Below are 16604 nucleotides of genomic sequence, written 5' to 3' on the forward strand. Positions count from 1 at the left end.
CGGCACCAACCGGTGGATCGCTGGAGGGGGCGGTAACAACGTCAGTGCTGGTTGGAACATCTACAGCACTGTGTTCAGTGGCGGTAACGGCGTCATCTACGGCATCACGCCCGAGGGTGCGTTGCAGTGGTATCGCCATGACGGATATACGGACGGCACCAACCGCTGGACGGCAGGGGGAGGCGGTAACAACGTCAGTGCCGGCTGGAACATCTACAGCACCGTGTTCAGCGATACCGCTCAATCCGCTTCCGAGCCCCCGGCCCCCCCACCCGTCGCCGCGCCCGCTCCCTCCCCACCTCATGCGGCCTCGGGCGGTCTTCTCGGGGCATTCGTCCGCAGTGGTGGTGCCAAACGGCTCGGCAAGATACGTCTGCCTGCGGCAGCGGTGCCGACCGGGGAAATCATCTACAGGCGAAGCGTCTTCGACGCGGCTGGAGTTCTGGTCGTGGAGGAGGGGAAGATCGCGGCCGGACCCGATACGCCTGTGCCGATCGGCCCCCTGCACATCCCTCGGGAGAGCTTCTCCTACAGGCACACCTTCGTCGACGAGTCCGGAGCGCTGAGAGCGCGTGCCGGAGACATAACGGTGACGGCTGACTCACGCCTGCAGATCGGCATCGTGAAACTCGAAGGCTCGGTCGACGGGGAGAACCTCACCGCGAAGGGTTACGCCGAAGTGGTCACGGTCAGGGTTGACGGATCTGCCTCGTTCGGTGCTCCAGGTGCTGGGGGGAGCGCTACCGGACATGCCGTGGGGCCCAATGCCCATATGTCCGGGGAGGCCGGCCCGGATGGAGTGGGTGGGGAGATCGGCCTGTCCGCGGGCGAGGTCGGCGGACAGCTCGGTATAACGATCGGAGGCCAGCCTTTCGGTGTCGGCGGTGAGATCGGGCTCAAAGCAGAGCTGGGTCTGCACTGGGCGGCGACAAGCACGATCAAGCTGCCTCTCATCACGATCAGTGGCCCGAATCCACTGGCTGGGGTGACATCGTTCGCTGTGGGCGCCATAAACGACCTCGCCCGAGACCCGGTAAGGACCGCGGAGCAGGCGATCAGCGACATCGCCGGTGTCGGCACGGACGCGGTCAGGGCGGTCGGCCAGGTAGTCGAAAGCATCGCCGGCATCTTCGGGGACGACGAGGACGAGGACGACAAGCACACGGTGACGCGAGACGAGTGGGGAGACCCGAAAAAGCATGCACCGCCCGGGCAGGTGCTTTTTGACAGGTGAGGCGCCAATCTCGGCTGGCCGGCTGACTGCTCTCTCCGGGCCCTGGCTCAAGCCGGGGGTCGCCGCCCGGGGGCGGTCCCGATGGTGGACGCTCGCGGAGTCCGGCCCTCATCGTCCATGTGACGTCGCGTCCGATGAGAGCGGGGGCGGCTCGGGGCGCTGCCGAGCAGATCAGGGGCGCGATCTGCAAGAGCCAGCAGTACGCGTCGGCGCCGAATCGGGCCATGGTCCTGGGACGAAGGAGGACGACAGCGCCCTGCGGCTGCCCCTGAACTCCCAGCGCCACACCGGCAACCTCTTGGACCGCGGCTCCGCCCCACGTGCGCGCACGGCTGCGGTGCCAACCCTCGAGGCCGGAGATGGGTGAGCGCCCACAGAAGGAGTGGACCCGCCGTGAACACGGGTGCACCACGTCCCGAGCCAGACGGTGCGCCATCGGGCCGGCCGACCCGCTGATCAAGATTCTCCGCCGCCGGCATCGGAAAGCCCAGGAGCGGACACGGATCGCGGCCGGTGCCGACTGGGAGGGCAAGGGGTACGTCTGCGCCTCTGCGGCCGGCGGACCGCCAACACCGACACCCACGTCGGGAAGCCGATTCTGCGGGACGTAGGCGCCCGGGTCTTCCGTCTCCCTGACGCTCGCCAGACCGCCGCGGCCGTCCTGCCGATCCTCGGCGGCCCAGACGTCGTGATCGACTCGATCATGGCTGGGGAGCCTGGCGGAGCGAGCCGTGAGCAGGCTCGGCACATACATGCGACGGGGACCATGCTCCGCGAGGTCGCCCAGCGAGTCGGCGGCGCTCTTCGGAAGCTCCGCAAACGAACTGGGACGGACAACGTCGAAGGGCCCCACCGCGAACGGTGGGGCCCTTCAACGTATTGCCCGGTGAGAGCAATGGCGGAGGATACGAGATTCGAACTCGTGAGGGGTTGCCCCCAACACGCTTTCCAAGCGTGCGCCCTAGGCCACTAGGCGAATCCTCCGCCGCAAACAATACAAGACGTTGGAGGGTGCTCGCGAACACGTTCCCCAAAGATCGTTCCGGATCGTCCTCCGGGAGGCCCGGGACCGGGAGCGGGTGGACGGCGGGGGGTTCGGATCGGTTAAGGTGGGCGTCAGCCCCTCACGTGGCGCTATCTGACTGAACTCCCCCAGGGCCGGAAGGCAGCAAGGGTAGGTTGGCTCTGGCGGGTGCGTGGGGGGCCCTTGCGTGTCCGGGGTGAGGTGTCCGCCGGATGGTGCGCCCTCGGGGGAGGCGGTTCGCGGGTGCCGCGTTCCGGGGCGGGACGGTTTGTCAGTCCGCCCCGATAACCTCGTATGTGTGTCGTCCCTTGCGCTCTACCGCCGCTATCGCCCCGAGTCCTTCGCCGAGGTCATCGGTCAGGAGCATGTCACTGACCCGCTGCAGCAGGCGTTGCGGAACAACCGGGTCAACCACGCGTACCTGTTCAGCGGGCCGCGTGGCTGTGGAAAGACGACCAGTGCGCGCATCCTCGCCCGCTGTCTGAACTGTGAGCAGGGGCCCACGCCGACCCCCTGCGGGGAGTGCCAGTCGTGCCGGGACCTGGCGCGCAACGGGCCGGGTTCGATCGACGTCATCGAGATCGACGCCGCGTCGCACGGTGGCGTCGACGATGCCCGTGACCTGCGGGAGAAGGCGTTCTTCGGGCCCGCGTCCAGCCGGTACAAGATCTACATCATCGACGAGGCGCACATGGTCACCCCGGCAGGGTTCAACGCCCTGCTGAAGGTGGTCGAGGAGCCGCCGGAGCACCTCAAGTTCATCTTCGCGACCACCGAGCCCGAGAAGGTCATCGGCACGATCAGGTCGCGTACGCACCACTACCCCTTCCGGCTGGTGCCGCCCGGGACGCTGCGTGGTTACCTCGCCGAGGTCTGCGGCAAGGAGAACAGCTTCGTCGAGGACGGCGTGCTGCCGCTCGTGGTGCGGGCCGGCGCGGGTTCCGTGCGTGACTCGATGTCCGTCATGGACCAGCTGCTCGCCGGAGCGGGCGACGACGGTGTGACATACGCCATGGCGACCTCGCTCCTCGGCTACACGGACGGGTCCCTGCTGGACTCGATCGTGGACGCCTTCGCAGCGGGCGACGGAGCCGCGGCCTTCGAGGTCGTGGACCAGGTGATCGAGGGCGGCAACGACCCGCGGCGCTTCGTCGCCGACCTGCTGGAGCGCCTGCGTGACCTGGTGATCCTGGCCGCCGTGCCGGACGCCGGGGACAAGGGGCTCATCGACGCGCCCGCCGATGTGGTGGAGCGGATGCAGGCCCAGGCGGCCGTCTTCGGCGCCGCGGAGCTCAGCCGTGCCGCCGACCTGGTCAACGAGGGACTCACCGAGATGCGCGGGGCGACCTCTCCGCGGCTCCAGGTCGAGCTGATCTGCGCCCGGGTGCTGCTGCCCGCCGCGTTCGACGACGAGCGGTCGCTCCAGGCCCGGCTCGACCGGCTCGAGCGCGGCGCCTCCTTCGCCACGGCCGGCCCGGCCCCCGCCCTGGGGTACGTACCCGGGCCGGAGGCCCAGGCTCACGCGGCCGGTGCGGGCCTGCCCGCCGGAGGTCCGGCCGCCGCCCGTGCCGCGGCCCGGGGGGACGCGCCCCCGCCCCCGGCTCCCGCCGAGGTCCCTCCGGCGGCGCCTGTGGCCGCCGAGGCGTTCGCGCCACCCGCCGCGCCTCAGGAAGCGCCCCCGGCCGCCCAGCAGGCCGCACCGGCCGGTCAGCGCCCCGGGGCGTGGCCGACGGCGGCCGGAGCGGGCAGTGGCGCCGAGCCCGCGCGGCGTCCCGGTGGCTGGCCCACCGCTTCCGCGCCCGGCAGCGCACCGCAGGTCCAGGCGCCCACCTCCGCTCCCGTGCAGGCCGCCGCCCAGGCCCCTGCCCCGCAGGCTCCCGCGCCCGGCGGGCAGAACATGGCCCAGGGCGCGGCCCAGGTGCGGAACATGTGGCCCGACATCCTGGAGGCCGTGAAGAACCGTCGCCGCTTCACCTGGATCCTCCTCAGCCAGAACGCCCAGGTCACCGGCTTCGACGGCAGCACCCTGCAGCTCGGCTTCCTCAATGCCGGGGCCCGGGACACCTTCGCGAGCAGCGGCAGCGAAGAGGTGCTGAAGCAGGCCCTCGCCGAGCAGTTCAACGCCAGCTGGCGGGTGGACGCGGTGGTCGACCCCTCGGGCGGTGGCGGACAGCCGGCGCAGACGGGTGGCGGCGGCGGTGGCAGGCCGCCGGCCGCCCCGTACCAGCCCGCCCCGGCCCCGCAGGCTCCGTCGTACGACTCCCGGCCCGCGCAGGCCCAGCCCGCTCCGCCGCCCGCGCAGCAGAGCGCGCCGCAGCAGCCCGCCCGGCCCGAGCAGTCCTCGTACGACCGAGCCGCGCCGGAGCCGCCGCGAGCGGTCGCTCCCGAGGACGACACCGCGGAGGCGGACGACCCCGATCTGGTCGACTCCGCGCTGTCCGGTCACGAGCTGATCGTCCGCGAGCTGGGCGCCACGGTCGTCGAGGAGTTCACCAACGAGTAAGGGTTGGCCGCCCCGCCGCCCCGCCGCCCCGGTCTGTCCTCCCGACGGCCCCCGAGCCGTCCGTGCCCACCCCTGACCTCGTGCCTCGCGCGGTGTCCGCAGACTCCGTTCACCCCCGAGCCGCTGGCCGCCTCCCGCCGCGCCCTTCCTGCGGCTCGCGCGTCCGCCCCCTGGCCCTCCCTCCCGCAGCCCTGAGCTGTCCACGGACCGGCGCCCGTCGAGGCTCCCGGTCCCCGGCGGCTAGGCTGCACCCCGTGAAGGTCCTCGTCATCGGCGGCGGCGCCCGCGAACACGCCCTGTGCCGCTCTCTCTCCCTCGACCCCGATGTCACCTCTCTGTACTGCGCCCCCGGCAACGCCGGAATCGCAGAGGTGGCCGAACTGCACCCGGTCGACGCGCTCGACGGTGACGCCGTCGCGCGCCTCGCCACCGAACTGGGCGCCGAGCTGGTGGTCGTCGGCCCGGAGGCACCGCTCGTCGCCGGCGTCGCCGACGCCGTGCGCGCGGCCGGCATCCCCTGCTTCGGCCCCTCGCGTGAGGCCGCCCAGCTCGAGGGCTCCAAGGCGTTCGCCAAGGACGTCATGGCCGGTGCGAACGTCCCCACGGCCCGCAGCTACGTCTGCACGACGCCCGCCGAGATCGACGAGGCACTCGACGCCTTCGGCGCTCCGTACGTCGTCAAGGACGACGGTCTCGCGGCCGGAAAGGGCGTCGTCGTCACGGACGACCTCGAAGCCGCCCGCGCCCACGCCCTGGCCTGTGACCGTGTGGTCATCGAGGAGTTCCTCGACGGCCCCGAGGTGAGCCTCTTCGCGATCACCGACGGCACCACGGTGCTCCCCCTCCAGCCTGCGCAGGACTTCAAGCGCGCCCTGGACGGCGACGAGGGGCCCAACACCGGCGGCATGGGGGCGTACTCCCCACTGCCGTGGGCCGACCCGAAGCTGGTCGAGGAGGTCATGCAGACCGTCCTGCAGCCGACCGTCGACGAGCTCCGGCGCCGGGGCACCCCGTTCTCCGGGCTGCTGTACGCGGGCCTCGCCATCACCTCGCGCGGTGTGCGGGTGATCGAGTTCAACGCCCGCTTCGGGGACCCCGAGACGCAGGTGGTCCTGGCCCGCCTGAGGACTCCGCTGGCCGGGGTCCTGCTCGGCGCCGCCAACGGCACCCTGGACGTCGTACCCACGCTGAGCTGGCGCGACGACGCGGCCGTCACCGTCGTCATCGCCTCGCACAACTACCCGGGGACGCCTCGCACGGGGGACCCGATCGAGGGCCTGGCCGACGTGGCGGCGAAGGATGGACCCCATGCGTTCGTCCTGCACGCCGGCACCCGGCAGGACGGCGACGCCGTCGTCAGCGCCGGAGGGCGCGTGCTCTCGGTCACCGCGACCGGCAAGGACCTCACCGAGGCCAGGGACCGTGCCTACACCGCGGTCGGCCGCATCCGGCTCGACGGCTCCCAGCACCGTACGGACATCGCCCGCAAGGCGGCCGAGGAGGCCTGAGGCCTCCGACCGTTCCGCGCCGTGCCCGGCCCTCCCCCGGAGGTGCCGGGCACCGGCATGTCCGGGGGAGGGCCGGTGCCGCCGGGCTCCAGAAGCGTCGGCGTATCACCGAACCCCTGTGCACCGGCGCGTCAGCAGCTTTACCCAAAGCCATTCCATCGGGTGACGACTCGGCCATCCGGATGACGCCCGCCGAGGCCCCAACTAGGGTGCGGCGCAGGCATTCCGGCACTTGGCCCACCGGCATTGCGATGTCGGTGACGGGTGCCACAGTGGGGGAGTGACCAACACCGTCGCGGGGGCAGAGGGGGTGACGTCCAGCCGTGTCCGGTTCCGGTTCGGTTGAGGAGTTGGGTGCGCACGCGGCGCGGGCCAGAGCCATGGCACTGCTGCGCATCCGCGGCAGAGCGACTGCCCTGGCGATCCTGCCGGCGGGCGCGGCCGTCGTGCTGCTCGTCGCGGGCGCCCAGGGGCGCATCGAGGGTGACGTGTGGGCGACGGTGAGCTGGACCGTGACGGGCTGCGCCGTCGCGGTGCTGCTGATCGCCGCCGCGGTCGCCCTCGCCGTGGCGCGGGCGAGGCCCGCCGTCAGCCCGACCGTGCCCCTCACGGAGGCGGCGGCCCCCGATCTCTACCGGCTGGTCCGTGACCTGGCCGACCGTCTCGACGTCCCGGCCCCGTCCGCCATAGCGCTGACGCCGGACTGCGACAGCTGGCTGGAGGACCGTACGCATCCCGCGGCCCAGCCGCACGCGAAGGGCCTCGCCAAAGGGCTGACGGGTGCCCGGCGCGGCCGTCGCGTCCCGGCCGCTCCCGTGCTCGTCATCGGGTCCCCCTTCCTGTGGTGGATGCGGGTCGCCGAGCTGCGCGCGGTCCTCGCCCCCGTCGTCGCGGGCACGGGGCCGTCCGCGCACCCCGACATAGCCGCCGCCCGCCGTTTCGTCCGTGGGCTGGACGCCGCGGTGGCCGACGCCGCACAGCCGGGCGGGGGATGGGTGCGCAGGAGGTGCACGGTCTTCGTGGGATGGATCGCCAGGCTGATGCTGCGCGGCTGCCGCAACCATGCGGCCGAGATGGAGCGGTGCGTCGCCGCCGCCGCGTCGGGGCGCGCCCAGGGCGTGGACTACGGCCTGCGGATCGTCGCCCAGGAGCAGGTCGGCCTGGCCTACGCGGGCTGGGACCGGCTGCTGACCCGGGTCGCCCTGCCCGCCTGGCGCATGGGCCGCTGGCCTTCGCAGCTCGACGCCGGAGTCGTCTCCGCGCTCACGGAACTCTCCCGGCGCGACCGGCTGGCCGAGGGCTTCGCGTCGCGGCTGGGGGAGCGCCCCGCCTGCGATCTGATCGAGGAGCCCGGCGTGGCCGACGAGGCGGCATCGCTGCTGGCCGCGCGGCTCTTCCACGGCGGCCCGGCGGAAGCCGGTCCCGACTGGTCCCCGGTCGACTGGCAGCAGTATCCGGAGGAGGTCGTGGACCGGAAGTGGCGTGCCGAGGCCGCCCGCCTGCACCGGGTGCTCGACGCCCTGGGCGTGGCCACGAGCGTCTCCGTGGGAGGGCCCGGCGCGCGCGGTGCCGACGGCGCGGCCGTGCCCACACTGGCGCGCGTCATCGACCACCTCGCGACCCCCGGCGCCGACAGCGAGGCACTGGCGGCCGGGATCGGTGCCGCCGTCGCCCGTGACGAGGCGGCGGGGACCGCGCGGCCCGGAGCCGGCCCCGGTGCTCCGGAGGCCGCAGCGCTCGCCGCGACGGACCAGGCCCCCCTCGACCTCTGGGGCCCCTTCCCCCTCCCGCTCTTCCCCCTCCAGCCGCCGCGTACGGGCACCGAGCTGCTCGCCGACCACGTCGTGGCCATGGTCTGCTGTGCCGCCGTGGACACGGCGGGTGCGGCCCCCGGACTCGACTGGCTGGACGGTCCCGCGCTGCTGGTCGACGGTGGCCGCCGATCCGACCTGGGCGCCCCCGTGCTCAGCCTCGTCGAGGACGGGGACGCGGAGCCGCTGCGCACGTGGCTCACGACGGTGGGCGTACGGACCGACAAACCGGTGCGCCTGGGCTGAGTCCCGCACCGCGTCCGCGCGTGGCCCAGGGCGCGCGATCCGCGCGCGGGGCCCAGGGCACGCCCGTGCCACGACGTCCCGCCCACGGCCCGTGACGGGCGCGCCCGGATCCCTCACGCCACACCGTCGCGCTCCCGTCCCCTCCCGACGCCCGGGCGCGCTCCCGCCCTTCCCGTCGTACACCCGCGTCGCACAGGCGCGCTCCCGTCCCGTTTCCTCCCCGGGGCACCTCCGTGGGGCACCTCCGTGAAGCACCTCCGCGAGATCACCCCCGCGTTCCGTCCCGGGAAGGCCCGTCGCACGACCGTGCGTCCACACAGGCGCCTAAATGTCCTGAATGCGCGTCCCATACCCGGAAGTTTGCGCTCCGCTCACGTCAATTCGCGACGAACGGTGACGGAGTGCGTGCGTTATGTGATGTGCTGTGAACGGCGTCGGCGTCCGGCGCCCCACAGCTTTCGGGGGACGAGGGAGGGGTGCGGGATGGGGGCGGAGCAGATCCGGCGATGGGAATCGGGTGCCCTCGCGCATGCCGTGAGCGACCCTTTCGGCCAGGGCCCGCTGCCCTGGCTCCGTGGCAGTGAGAACTACTACGACGACACGGGTCAGGTCGTCCCCTGGTACGCCGCCCCGGACCTCGGCCGCAGCGGAACCGGGGGTGGTACGCGTACCGCCGACGACGTGCACCGGCAGATCAAGGGGTTCGCGTCGCCCGGGGCAGCGGCCCCCGGCGAGGCGATCGACTTCCACATCACGGTGGACCCGCCCCAGCAGTTCTCCGTCGACGTCTACCGCATCGGGCACTACGGGGGTGACGGCGCCGCCAAGATCACCACGAGCCCGCGGCTCTCGGGCATCGTCCAGCCGCCGCCGCTGACCGCCGAGCGCACGGTGTCCTGCCACCACTGGTGGCTCTCCTGGCGGCTGCAGATCCCCAGCTACTGGTCGGTCGGCGCGTATGTGGCCGTCCTCACCACCGCGGACGGGTACCGCTCGCACGTCCCCTTCACGGTCCGCGACGACCACCCGGCCGATCTCCTGCTCCTGCTCCCGGACATCACCTGGCAGGCGTACAACCTGTACCCGGAGGACGGCCGTACGGGCGCGAGCCTGTACCACGCCTGGGACGAGCAGGGCCGGCTGCTGGGGGAGGAGGACGCCGCCGTCACCATCTCCTTCGACCGCCCCTACGCGGGCGCCGGTCTGCCGCTGCACGTCGGCCACGCCTACGACTTCATCCGCTGGGCCGAGCGCTACGGCTACGACCTGGCGTACGCCGACGCACGCGACCTGCACGCCGGCCGCGTGGACCCCAGCCGGTACCGCGGCCTGGTCTTCCCCGGCCATGACGAGTACTGGTCCGTGCCCATGCGCCGTACGGCCGAGCTCGCCCGGGACACCGGTACGTCACTGGTCTTCCTCTCGGCCAACACCATGTACTGGCAGGTCGGCCTCGGCCCCTCCGCCTCCGGAGTCCCCGACCGCCTGCTCACCTGCCGCAAGCGCCGCGGCCCCGGCAAGCCCGCTCTGTGGCGCGAGGTCGACCGGGCCGAACAGCAGTTGCTGGGCATCCAGTACGCGGGCCGGGTCCCCGAACCCCACCCCCTGGTCGTGCGGAACGCGGGGCACTGGCTCTGGGAGGCCACCGGGGCGCACGAGGGCGACGAGATCGACGGTCTGGTCGCCGGTGAGGCCGACCGCTACTTCCCGCGTACGTCGCTGCCGGAGCACGAGAACCGCATGCTGCTCGCGCACTCCCCGTACAGCGACAGCGAGGGGGCCACCCGGCACCAGGAGACCTCGCTCTACCGCGCGCCCTCGGGAGCGCTCGTCTTCGCCTCGGGCACCTTCGCCTGGTCCCCCGCCCTGGACCGGCCCGGCCATGTCGACGCCAGGGTCCAGCGGGCCACGGCCAATCTGCTCGACAGGATCTGCAAGCGAGACTGAGGCGCACGGCCGGAACCCGGGACACGGGCCGGTGCACGGGTGGCGACACGGCCCAGGGCCGGGAAGCGGAACGAGCCCGCGCCCGAGGGTCGGTCCATGGCGTCCGCGCGCTCACCCGCTTGGGCGCCGCCCTACAGCAGCTCCGGCCCGGTCCACCTGGCGACCCCTGTCGGCGCGCTCGCCCCGCATGCGGGACAATCGGAACGACTCCTGGATCAACCTACGCGGAGGCAGCGTGTCCGGTTTCGTAGAAAAGCCCGAGCCTGTGCAGGTGCCGGGGCTCACCCATCTGCACACCGGCAAGGTGCGCGACCTGTACAGGAACGAGGCGGGCGACCTGGTCATGGTCGCCAGCGACCGTATCTCCGCGTACGACTGGGTCCTGCCCACCGAGATCCCGGACAAGGGCCGCGTGCTCACCCAGCTGTCGCTGTGGTGGTTCGACCAGCTCGCCGAGCTCGTCCCCAACCACGTGCTGTCGACGGAGCTCCCCGCCGGGGCGCCCGCCGACTGGGCGGGCCGCACCCTGGTCTGCCGCTCGCTGCGGATGGTCCAGGTCGAGTGCGTGGCGCGCGGCTATCTCACGGGTTCCGGCCTGACCGAGTACGAGGCGACCCGTACGGTCTGCGGTCTCGGCCTTCCCGAGGGCCTCGTCGACGGCTCCGAGCTCCCCGGGCCGATCTTCACCCCGGCCACCAAGGCGGCGGTGGGCGACCACGACGAGAACGTGTCGTACGAGGAGGTCGCCCGCGAGGTCGGCGCCGAGACGGCGGCCCTGCTGCGCAGGACGACGCTCGACGTCTACGGCCGGGCCAGGGACATCGCCCGTGAGCGCGGGATCATCCTCGCCGACACGAAGTTCGAGTTCGGCTTCGCGCCGACCGCGGACGGCGGCGAGGAGCTGATCCTCGCGGACGAGGTGCTGACCCCGGACTCCTCGCGCTTCTGGCCGGCCGAGAGCTGGGAGCCGGGCAAGGCACAGCCTTCGTACGACAAGCAGTTCGTGCGGGACTGGCTGACCTCCCCGGCCTCCGGCTGGGACCGCCACGGCGAGCAGCCGCCCCCGGCGCTGCCGCAGGAGATCGTCGACGCGACCCGGGCCAAGTACCTTGAGGCGTACGAGCTTCTGACGGGTCTGAGCTGGCCGGCCCAGGGGATGTGACGGAAGAAGGCCCCGGTCCTGAGGACCGGGGCCTTCTGTGTGGAGCGAACGACGAGGTTCGAACTCGCGACCTCAACCTTGGCAAGGTTGCGCTCTACCAGCTGAGCTACGTTCGCATGCGCCGCAGCGCGCTGCCTACTATACCCAACCTCTCTCCCGTGCGAGACGCACCGCCGCATGACGGTTCTCGGCACCGAGCTTGGAGACCGCCGCCGACAGGTAGTTGCGCACCGTGCCCTGCGACAGCGATGCCCGCTCGGCGATCTCGGCCACCGGGGCCCCGTCGGCTGCCAGCTCCAGCACCTCGGCCTCCCGCGCCGTCAGGGGGGAGTCCCCGGCGGAGATCGCGTCGGCCGCCAACTCCGGATCCACATAACGGTTTCCCGCGTGCACGGTACGGATGATCTCCGCCAGCCGGCGGGCGCTGACCGTCTTCGGCACGAAGGCCCGGACGCCCGCCGCGAGCGCGCGCTTGAGATGGCCGGGCCTGCCGTGGCTCGTCACGATCATGGTCCGGCAGCCGGGCAGCCCGGTCCTCAGGGATGTGGCGACCTTCACACCGTCCGCGCCGGGCATCTCCAGGTCGAGGACCGCCACGTCCGGCCGGTGCGCCAGGGCCATGGCGAGGGCCTCCGGCCCGGTGGCCGCCTCGGCGACCAGCACGATGTCGTCCTCCAGGGCGAGCAGCGCGGCGAGCGCGCCCCGGATCAGGTGCTCGTCGTCGGCGAGGAGGACCCGCACGGGTTCCTGTCCTGCGCTCATGCGGCCGTCTCCTCTTCGTCGGCGGGGCGGCCGGAGGCGCGATCCTGGCCCGGCAGCGGGAGCCGCGCCGTCAGCCGGAAGCAGCCCTCGGAGGGGTCCTGGCCCGCTTCGAGGGTGCCGCCGTGCGCGGCCAGCCGCTCCCGCAGCCCGGCCAGACCGGTTCCCGGTGGGGAGTGCGAGCCGCCCCTCCGGTCCGGAGCCCCGCCCGCCGGTTCGGGCACGCCGTCGTTCTGCACCATGAGGACCACCTCTTCCTGCCGCGCGTCCCCGCGCTTCGCCACCCCGGCGGACCGGCCGGCCGTCGAGACTCGGATGACACAGCTGCGGGGATCGCCGTGCCGCAGGACGTTCGTCGTCGCCTCCCGCACCACCCACGCCAGCGCCGACTGGAGCTCGGCGGGCAGTGCCGGGGCGCCGTCGTCGAGGCCGTGGACCGCACAGTCGATCCCGGCGGCCTTCAGGACGCTCAGCGCGCCCTCCAGTTCGGTGCGCAGGCTCGCCTCCCGGTATCCGCGGACGATGTCGCGGATCTCGCGCTGCGACTCCTGCGCGATCCGCTGCACCTCGGCCATCTGCGACACGGCCTCCGGCCGTCCCCGCTCGGCGAGTTGGACGGCGAGCTCGCTCTTCAGGGCCATCACCGCGAGGTTGCGCCCCATCACGTCGTGCATGTCACGCCCGAACCGCAACCGCTCCTCCGCCACCGCGACCCTGGTCTCGAGTTCGCGGGCGGCGTCCAGTTGCCGCACGACGCCGGCCAGCCAGGCGGAGAAGACGTACGTGACGACGAACAGCCCGCCCGAGCAGGCGACGCCGGCGAAGTCGAGCCAGGTCTGATGCCACCCCAGGCCCAGGGCCGCCGTCGCCAGGGCGGTGGCCGCCGCCGTGCCGATCACCAGCCACACCCGCTCGCGGGTGGCGCGCAGACCGAGGGAGAGCGATCCCAGTCCGAACGCGGACACGCCCATCAGCAGCAGACCGAAGTCGTCCTCCTCGGAGACGGCCCCGGTGTCGAGGAGCAGGACGAGCGCCAGGAGGAAGACGCCTGTCAGCGCGGCGGACGCCACCGTCAGCCGGACCGGGCGTTCCCGGTGCCCGAGCCGCCAGTCGAGGGCCCTGGAGGACAGCACGGCGCTCATGACGGAGTGGATGAGGAAGAGCAGGCACAGCCAGGCGCCCCAGGGCTGCCGGCCGTGCAGGAGCGGCGGCACGGCGAGGCCACCGAATTCGAGGCCCGCCATCGCCTGGAAGCTGGCGCGCGTGTACAGCTCGACCTTCGCGGTGTCGCTCCTGGCGGGCCGCGTCCCCCGAAGGCTCTCCGGCCGCAGCCACCGGGGCGCCTTCCGCGGGCCGTCCGTCCTCGCCTCCGTCACGGCGTCCCCCGTCTTCCCTCGGTCCGATGTCCTGGTCCTGTTCCGGCTGCCTCCGGCGGTCCGGTGCCCCGCCGGGGAGTCCGCCCTCAGCGTCGGGGATCCCACCGGAACCACCGCTGGACAGCAAACACCGCGAGCACCGTCCAGGCCAGCGCCGTCAGGGCGGCCCCCAGGACGTCGTCACCGGCTCCGGGGCCGAGCCAGCCGGCCCGTACGAGCGTCATCACGCCGGTCAGCGGCAGCAGTTCGCACAGCGACGCGGCCAGGTCGGGGAAGATCTCCAGGGGCAGGAAGAGCCCGGAACCCAGCAGCGAGACCATGAACAGCGGCAGCGTGGTGAGCTGGGCGGTCTGCACCGAGCGGGTCAGCGCGGACGTGGCCGCCGCGAGCGCCGACATCAGTACGGCCCCGAGCACCAGTCCCCCCAGGAGCAGTTCGGGCCGCTCGGGCGCCCCCAGGTCGAAGGCGAGTCCGCCGACGGCGACCATCAGCGCGCACTGGGCGAACGCCAGCAGCACGGAGGGGAGAGCGGTCCCGGTGAGGATCTCGCGGTCGGAGACCTCTCCCGTGCGGAGCCGCTTGAGTACGAGTTCCTCGCGGCGCGCCACGTATGAGGCCACCAGGTTCATGTAGACGACCTGGAGGAGCACGATGCCGAGGCCTCCCGTCAGGGCGAGACCGCCGACGGAGAGCCCTGTACCGCCGAGGTCGACCTGTTCGAGGGAGGACTTCATCGCGACGATCATCAACAGAGGCATCAGCAGGGCGACGAACACCGCTGTCCTGTTGCGTACGAGGAGGGTCAACTCAGCCCGTCCGAGGGCCGTCAGCCTGCCCGTGGCCGTGGTGCCCGTCATGCCGTCCCCGCCCTTCCCGCCGGTGGTCGCAGCCGCGGTGTCCGTCATGCCGTCGCCCCCTTCGGCTCCGTGGCCCGGTTCTGTGCGATGTCGAGGAACGCCTCTTCCAGCGAGGCGGAGCGGGCATCGAGCTTGTGCAGGTCCACCTGTGACTCCTTCGCCCAGCAGAGCAGTTCGTGGAGGGATTCCTGGAGCCGGTGGGTGCGGATGTCGATCCGCCGGCCGTCGGCCGCCGCCTTCAGGGACAGGGGGAGCCGGGCCGGCGGCACCCCGTCGGGCAGGTCGAAGCGGATGCGGGCGGGCCGCGCCGCGGTGACGTCGGCGATGGTGCCCGAGGTGACGATGCGGCCCTGGTGCATGATCGCCAGCCGGTCGGCGAGCGCCTCCGCCTCCTCCAGGTAGTGCGTCGTCAGCAGGACGGTGGTGCCGCTCTCCCGCAGCTCCCGCACCAGCCGCCAGGTGTCGCGCCTTCCCTCGGCGTCGAGCCCCGTCGTGGGCTCGTCCAGGAAGAGGACCTCGGGACGGCCGAGCAGGGCCAGTGCCAGGTCGAGGCGGCGGCGCTCACCTCCGGAGAGCTGCTTGACCCGGACCCGCGCCCTCGGTGTGAGCCCGACCAGGTCGAGGGCCTCGCCGGGCGGCCTCGCCCCGCTCGTGCACCCCGCCCACATCCGCAGGGTCTCGGTGACCGTCAGGTCGGACGGGAAGCCGCCCTCCTGGAGCATCACCCCGGTCCTGGGACGGACGGCCGCCCGCTCGCGGTACGGATCGTGGCCGAGGACGCGCACCGTACCGCCGTCCGGACGTGCCAGTCCCTCCAGGAGTTCCACGGTGGATGTCTTCCCGGCGCCGTTCGTGCCGAGCAGGGCGAAGAGCTCACCACGCGCCACCGAGAACGAGATCCCTCTCACCGCCTCGAAGCCGCCCGTGTATCGCCGACGGACGGATGCGGCCTCGACGGCGGCGTCGGGGTCGGCGGTGCTCGCGGTCGGAATGTCGTCGCTGGTCATGTCCCCAGACTTCCGCCGGAGCGTGGCCGGGGGCAGTGCTCCCTGTCATCACCGCGCATGACAAACGTCATGGACCGGCGGAGAAACGCCAAAGGCCCCGATCGATATCGACCGGGGCCTTTGAATCAAGAGCGGACGACCAGGTTCGAACTGGCGACCTCAACCTTGGCAAGGTTGCGCTCTACCAACTGAGCTACGTCCGCATTGCTGCCACTCGGCTTTCACCGGTGGAGCGCTCACCACTCTACCTGATCCACTGAGTGGATCGGTAAGGCGGTGCAGAGCGGGTGACAGGAATTGCACACTGCGCCTTCCCCCTGGAAGGGGGATGTTCTACTACTGAACTACACCCGCACGCTGCGTCGGACCCGGCTTTTCGGCCTTGCCCTTCGGCGTGCTCCAGACTCTAGCCGACCTGCAGGGGTGTTGTGCAAGTCGGCTCCCCGGGGCGTCCCCCGAGGGGTCGTGCGGAGGGGTAACCGGAAGGGTGCATTCCGGGCGTTGCCCTCAACTCGCGGCCTGGAACGCCTCGTAGACCTTCTTGGGGATGCGGCCGCGGGCGGGCACGTCCATCCGGTGCGAGCGGGCCCAGGCGCGCACGGCGGCGGGGTCCGGTGCGACCGAGGTGTGGTGGTACGAGACGGGGGCCCTGCCGCGCTTGCCGGCATTTGTCTGCTTTCGGCCGGCGGCCACGTACGGGGCCAGCGTCTTGCGCAGTTTCTTTGCGTTGGCGGGATTGAGGTCGATCTCGTACGACTTCCCGTCCAGGGCGAAGGTGACCGTTTCCGCCGCTTCTCCCCCGTCGATGTCGTCGGAGAGCGTGACCACTACGCGCTGAGCCACGGATATCGGTCCTTTCCTGCGGCACCGTCGCGTCTGACATGCGCTGATGCCGGCCTTCCGGCGGCTGGGCGGATACGGATCGACTGGCGTCGACTGTTCCGGGGCAATCGTGCTTTCCCCGGTATTCATTTGTACAGCGGCAGGAGCCGCATTGTGAAGCCCGGTCAATTACGTCAGCGTGTTGCCTCCGCGTGCCCGAGCGCAATACGGCCGAAGATTCTTTCCCTGAACTTTCCCTGCGCGTAGTCCGGCTCCGTTATCACGGCGTGATCAGGTCCATCCTATATCTACCCGCGTAGAATTTCTGGCCAGGTACGCTGATAGGAC

At 72.0% G+C, this 16604-nt stretch carries 11 protein-coding genes, 4 tRNA genes and 1 other RNA gene; 7 read left to right on the forward strand and 9 right to left on the reverse strand.

Annotated elements, in window-relative coordinates; genetic code table 11:
• Positions 1-1234, forward strand: a 1234-nt coding sequence (locus tag ACFY8O_RS20925) for a tachylectin-related carbohydrate-binding protein (RefSeq protein WP_387904425.1), incomplete at its 5' end; no start/stop codon positions are given.
• A gap of 896 nt (positions 1235-2130) precedes the next feature.
• On the opposite strand, the gene ACFY8O_RS20930 is transcribed toward ACFY8O_RS20925, so the two are convergent.
• Positions 2131-2218 (reverse strand) — tRNA-Ser (locus tag ACFY8O_RS20930).
• A gap of 132 nt (positions 2219-2350) precedes the next feature.
• Here ACFY8O_RS20930 and ffs point away from each other — a divergent pair.
• The 6 genes from ffs to ACFY8O_RS20960 all read left to right on the forward strand — a co-directional run bounded on the left by ffs (position 2351) and on the right by ACFY8O_RS20960 (position 11435).
• Positions 2351-2445, forward strand: an RNA gene (gene ffs / locus ACFY8O_RS20935) — signal recognition particle sRNA small type.
• 111 nt (positions 2446-2556) lie between these two features.
• Positions 2557-4761 carry a DNA polymerase III subunit gamma and tau gene (locus ACFY8O_RS20940; RefSeq protein WP_387904428.1) on the forward strand — a complete coding sequence of 735 codons (2205 nt, stop codon included), beginning with the start codon at positions 2557-2559 and terminating at the stop codon, positions 4759-4761.
• A 254-nt stretch (positions 4762-5015) separates the two neighbouring features.
• Positions 5016-6269 (forward strand): phosphoribosylamine--glycine ligase, encoded by a 1254-nt coding sequence (purD, locus tag ACFY8O_RS20945; protein ID WP_387904431.1) that lies wholly within the window; start codon positions 5016-5018, stop codon positions 6267-6269.
• A gap of 323 nt (positions 6270-6592) precedes the next feature.
• The gene (locus ACFY8O_RS20950) at positions 6593-8326 is read left to right on the forward strand and encodes a hypothetical protein (protein ID WP_387904434.1); all 1734 of its coding nucleotides are present in this window, start codon (positions 6593-6595) and stop codon (positions 8324-8326) included.
• A 483-nt stretch (positions 8327-8809) separates the two neighbouring features.
• The gene (locus ACFY8O_RS20955) at positions 8810-10273 is read left to right on the forward strand and encodes a N,N-dimethylformamidase beta subunit family domain-containing protein (RefSeq protein WP_387904437.1); all 1464 of its coding nucleotides are present in this window, start codon (positions 8810-8812) and stop codon (positions 10271-10273) included.
• 235 nt (positions 10274-10508) lie between these two features.
• Entirely contained in the window at positions 10509-11435 is a 927-nt protein-coding gene (locus ACFY8O_RS20960) for a phosphoribosylaminoimidazolesuccinocarboxamide synthase (RefSeq protein ID WP_145807706.1), read from the forward strand.
• Positions 11436-11475: 40 nt separating this feature from the next.
• Here the strand turns inward: ACFY8O_RS20960 and ACFY8O_RS20965 are convergent.
• The 8 genes from ACFY8O_RS20965 to ACFY8O_RS21000 form a co-directional block, all read right to left on the reverse strand.
• Positions 11476-11551: transfer RNA gene (locus tag ACFY8O_RS20965), tRNA-Gly, on the reverse strand.
• 22 nt (positions 11552-11573) lie between these two features.
• Positions 11574-12197 carry a response regulator gene (locus ACFY8O_RS20970; RefSeq protein WP_145807705.1) on the reverse strand — a complete coding sequence of 208 codons (624 nt, stop codon included), beginning with the start codon at positions 12195-12197 and terminating at the stop codon, positions 11574-11576.
• Positions 12194-13570: a sensor histidine kinase gene (locus tag ACFY8O_RS20975; protein WP_387904440.1), complete on the reverse strand. Its 1377-nt coding sequence runs from the start codon at positions 13568-13570 to the stop codon at positions 12194-12196. The genes ACFY8O_RS20970 and ACFY8O_RS20975 overlap by 4 nt, the downstream gene beginning before the upstream one ends.
• A gap of 86 nt (positions 13571-13656) precedes the next feature.
• Complete coding sequence (locus ACFY8O_RS20980) at positions 13657-14427, reverse strand: ABC transporter permease (protein WP_387904579.1); 771 nt, start codon at positions 14425-14427, stop codon at positions 13657-13659.
• Positions 14428-14471: 44 nt separating this feature from the next.
• Positions 14472-15434, reverse strand: coding sequence for an ABC transporter ATP-binding protein (locus ACFY8O_RS20985; protein ID WP_387904442.1), 963 nt, complete (start codon positions 15432-15434; stop codon positions 14472-14474).
• Between the two features lie 130 nt (positions 15435-15564).
• Positions 15565-15637 (reverse strand) — tRNA-Gly (locus ACFY8O_RS20990).
• 79 nt (positions 15638-15716) lie between these two features.
• Positions 15717-15788, reverse strand: a tRNA-Gly gene (locus ACFY8O_RS20995).
• Between the two features lie 153 nt (positions 15789-15941).
• The gene (locus tag ACFY8O_RS21000) at positions 15942-16277 is read right to left on the reverse strand and encodes a histone-like nucleoid-structuring protein Lsr2 (RefSeq protein ID WP_387904444.1); all 336 of its coding nucleotides are present in this window, start codon (positions 16275-16277) and stop codon (positions 15942-15944) included.
• Positions 16278-16604 lie beyond the last annotated feature (327 nt).

Origin of the sequence: Streptomyces argenteolus (genome assembly GCF_042902585.1) — a bacterium.
Classification (GTDB): Bacteria; Actinomycetota; Actinomycetes; order Streptomycetales; family Streptomycetaceae; genus Streptomyces; species Streptomyces argenteolus.

Excerpts from the sequence above, each read along its gene's own strand:
- ACFY8O_RS20985 (WP_387904442.1), bottom strand. The coding sequence starts at position 15,434 with ATGACCAGCGACGACATTCCGACCGCGAGCACCGCCGACCCCGACGCC.
- ACFY8O_RS20970 (WP_145807705.1), bottom strand. The coding sequence starts at position 12,197 with ATGAGCGCAGGACAGGAACCCGTGCGGGTCCTCCTCGCCGACGACGAG.
- ACFY8O_RS20955 (WP_387904437.1), top strand. The coding sequence starts at position 8,810 with ATGGGGGCGGAGCAGATCCGGCGATGGGAATCGGGTGCCCTCGCGCAT.
- ACFY8O_RS20980 (WP_387904579.1), bottom strand. The coding sequence starts at position 14,427 with ATGACGGGCACCACGGCCACGGGCAGGCTGACGGCCCTCGGACGGGCT.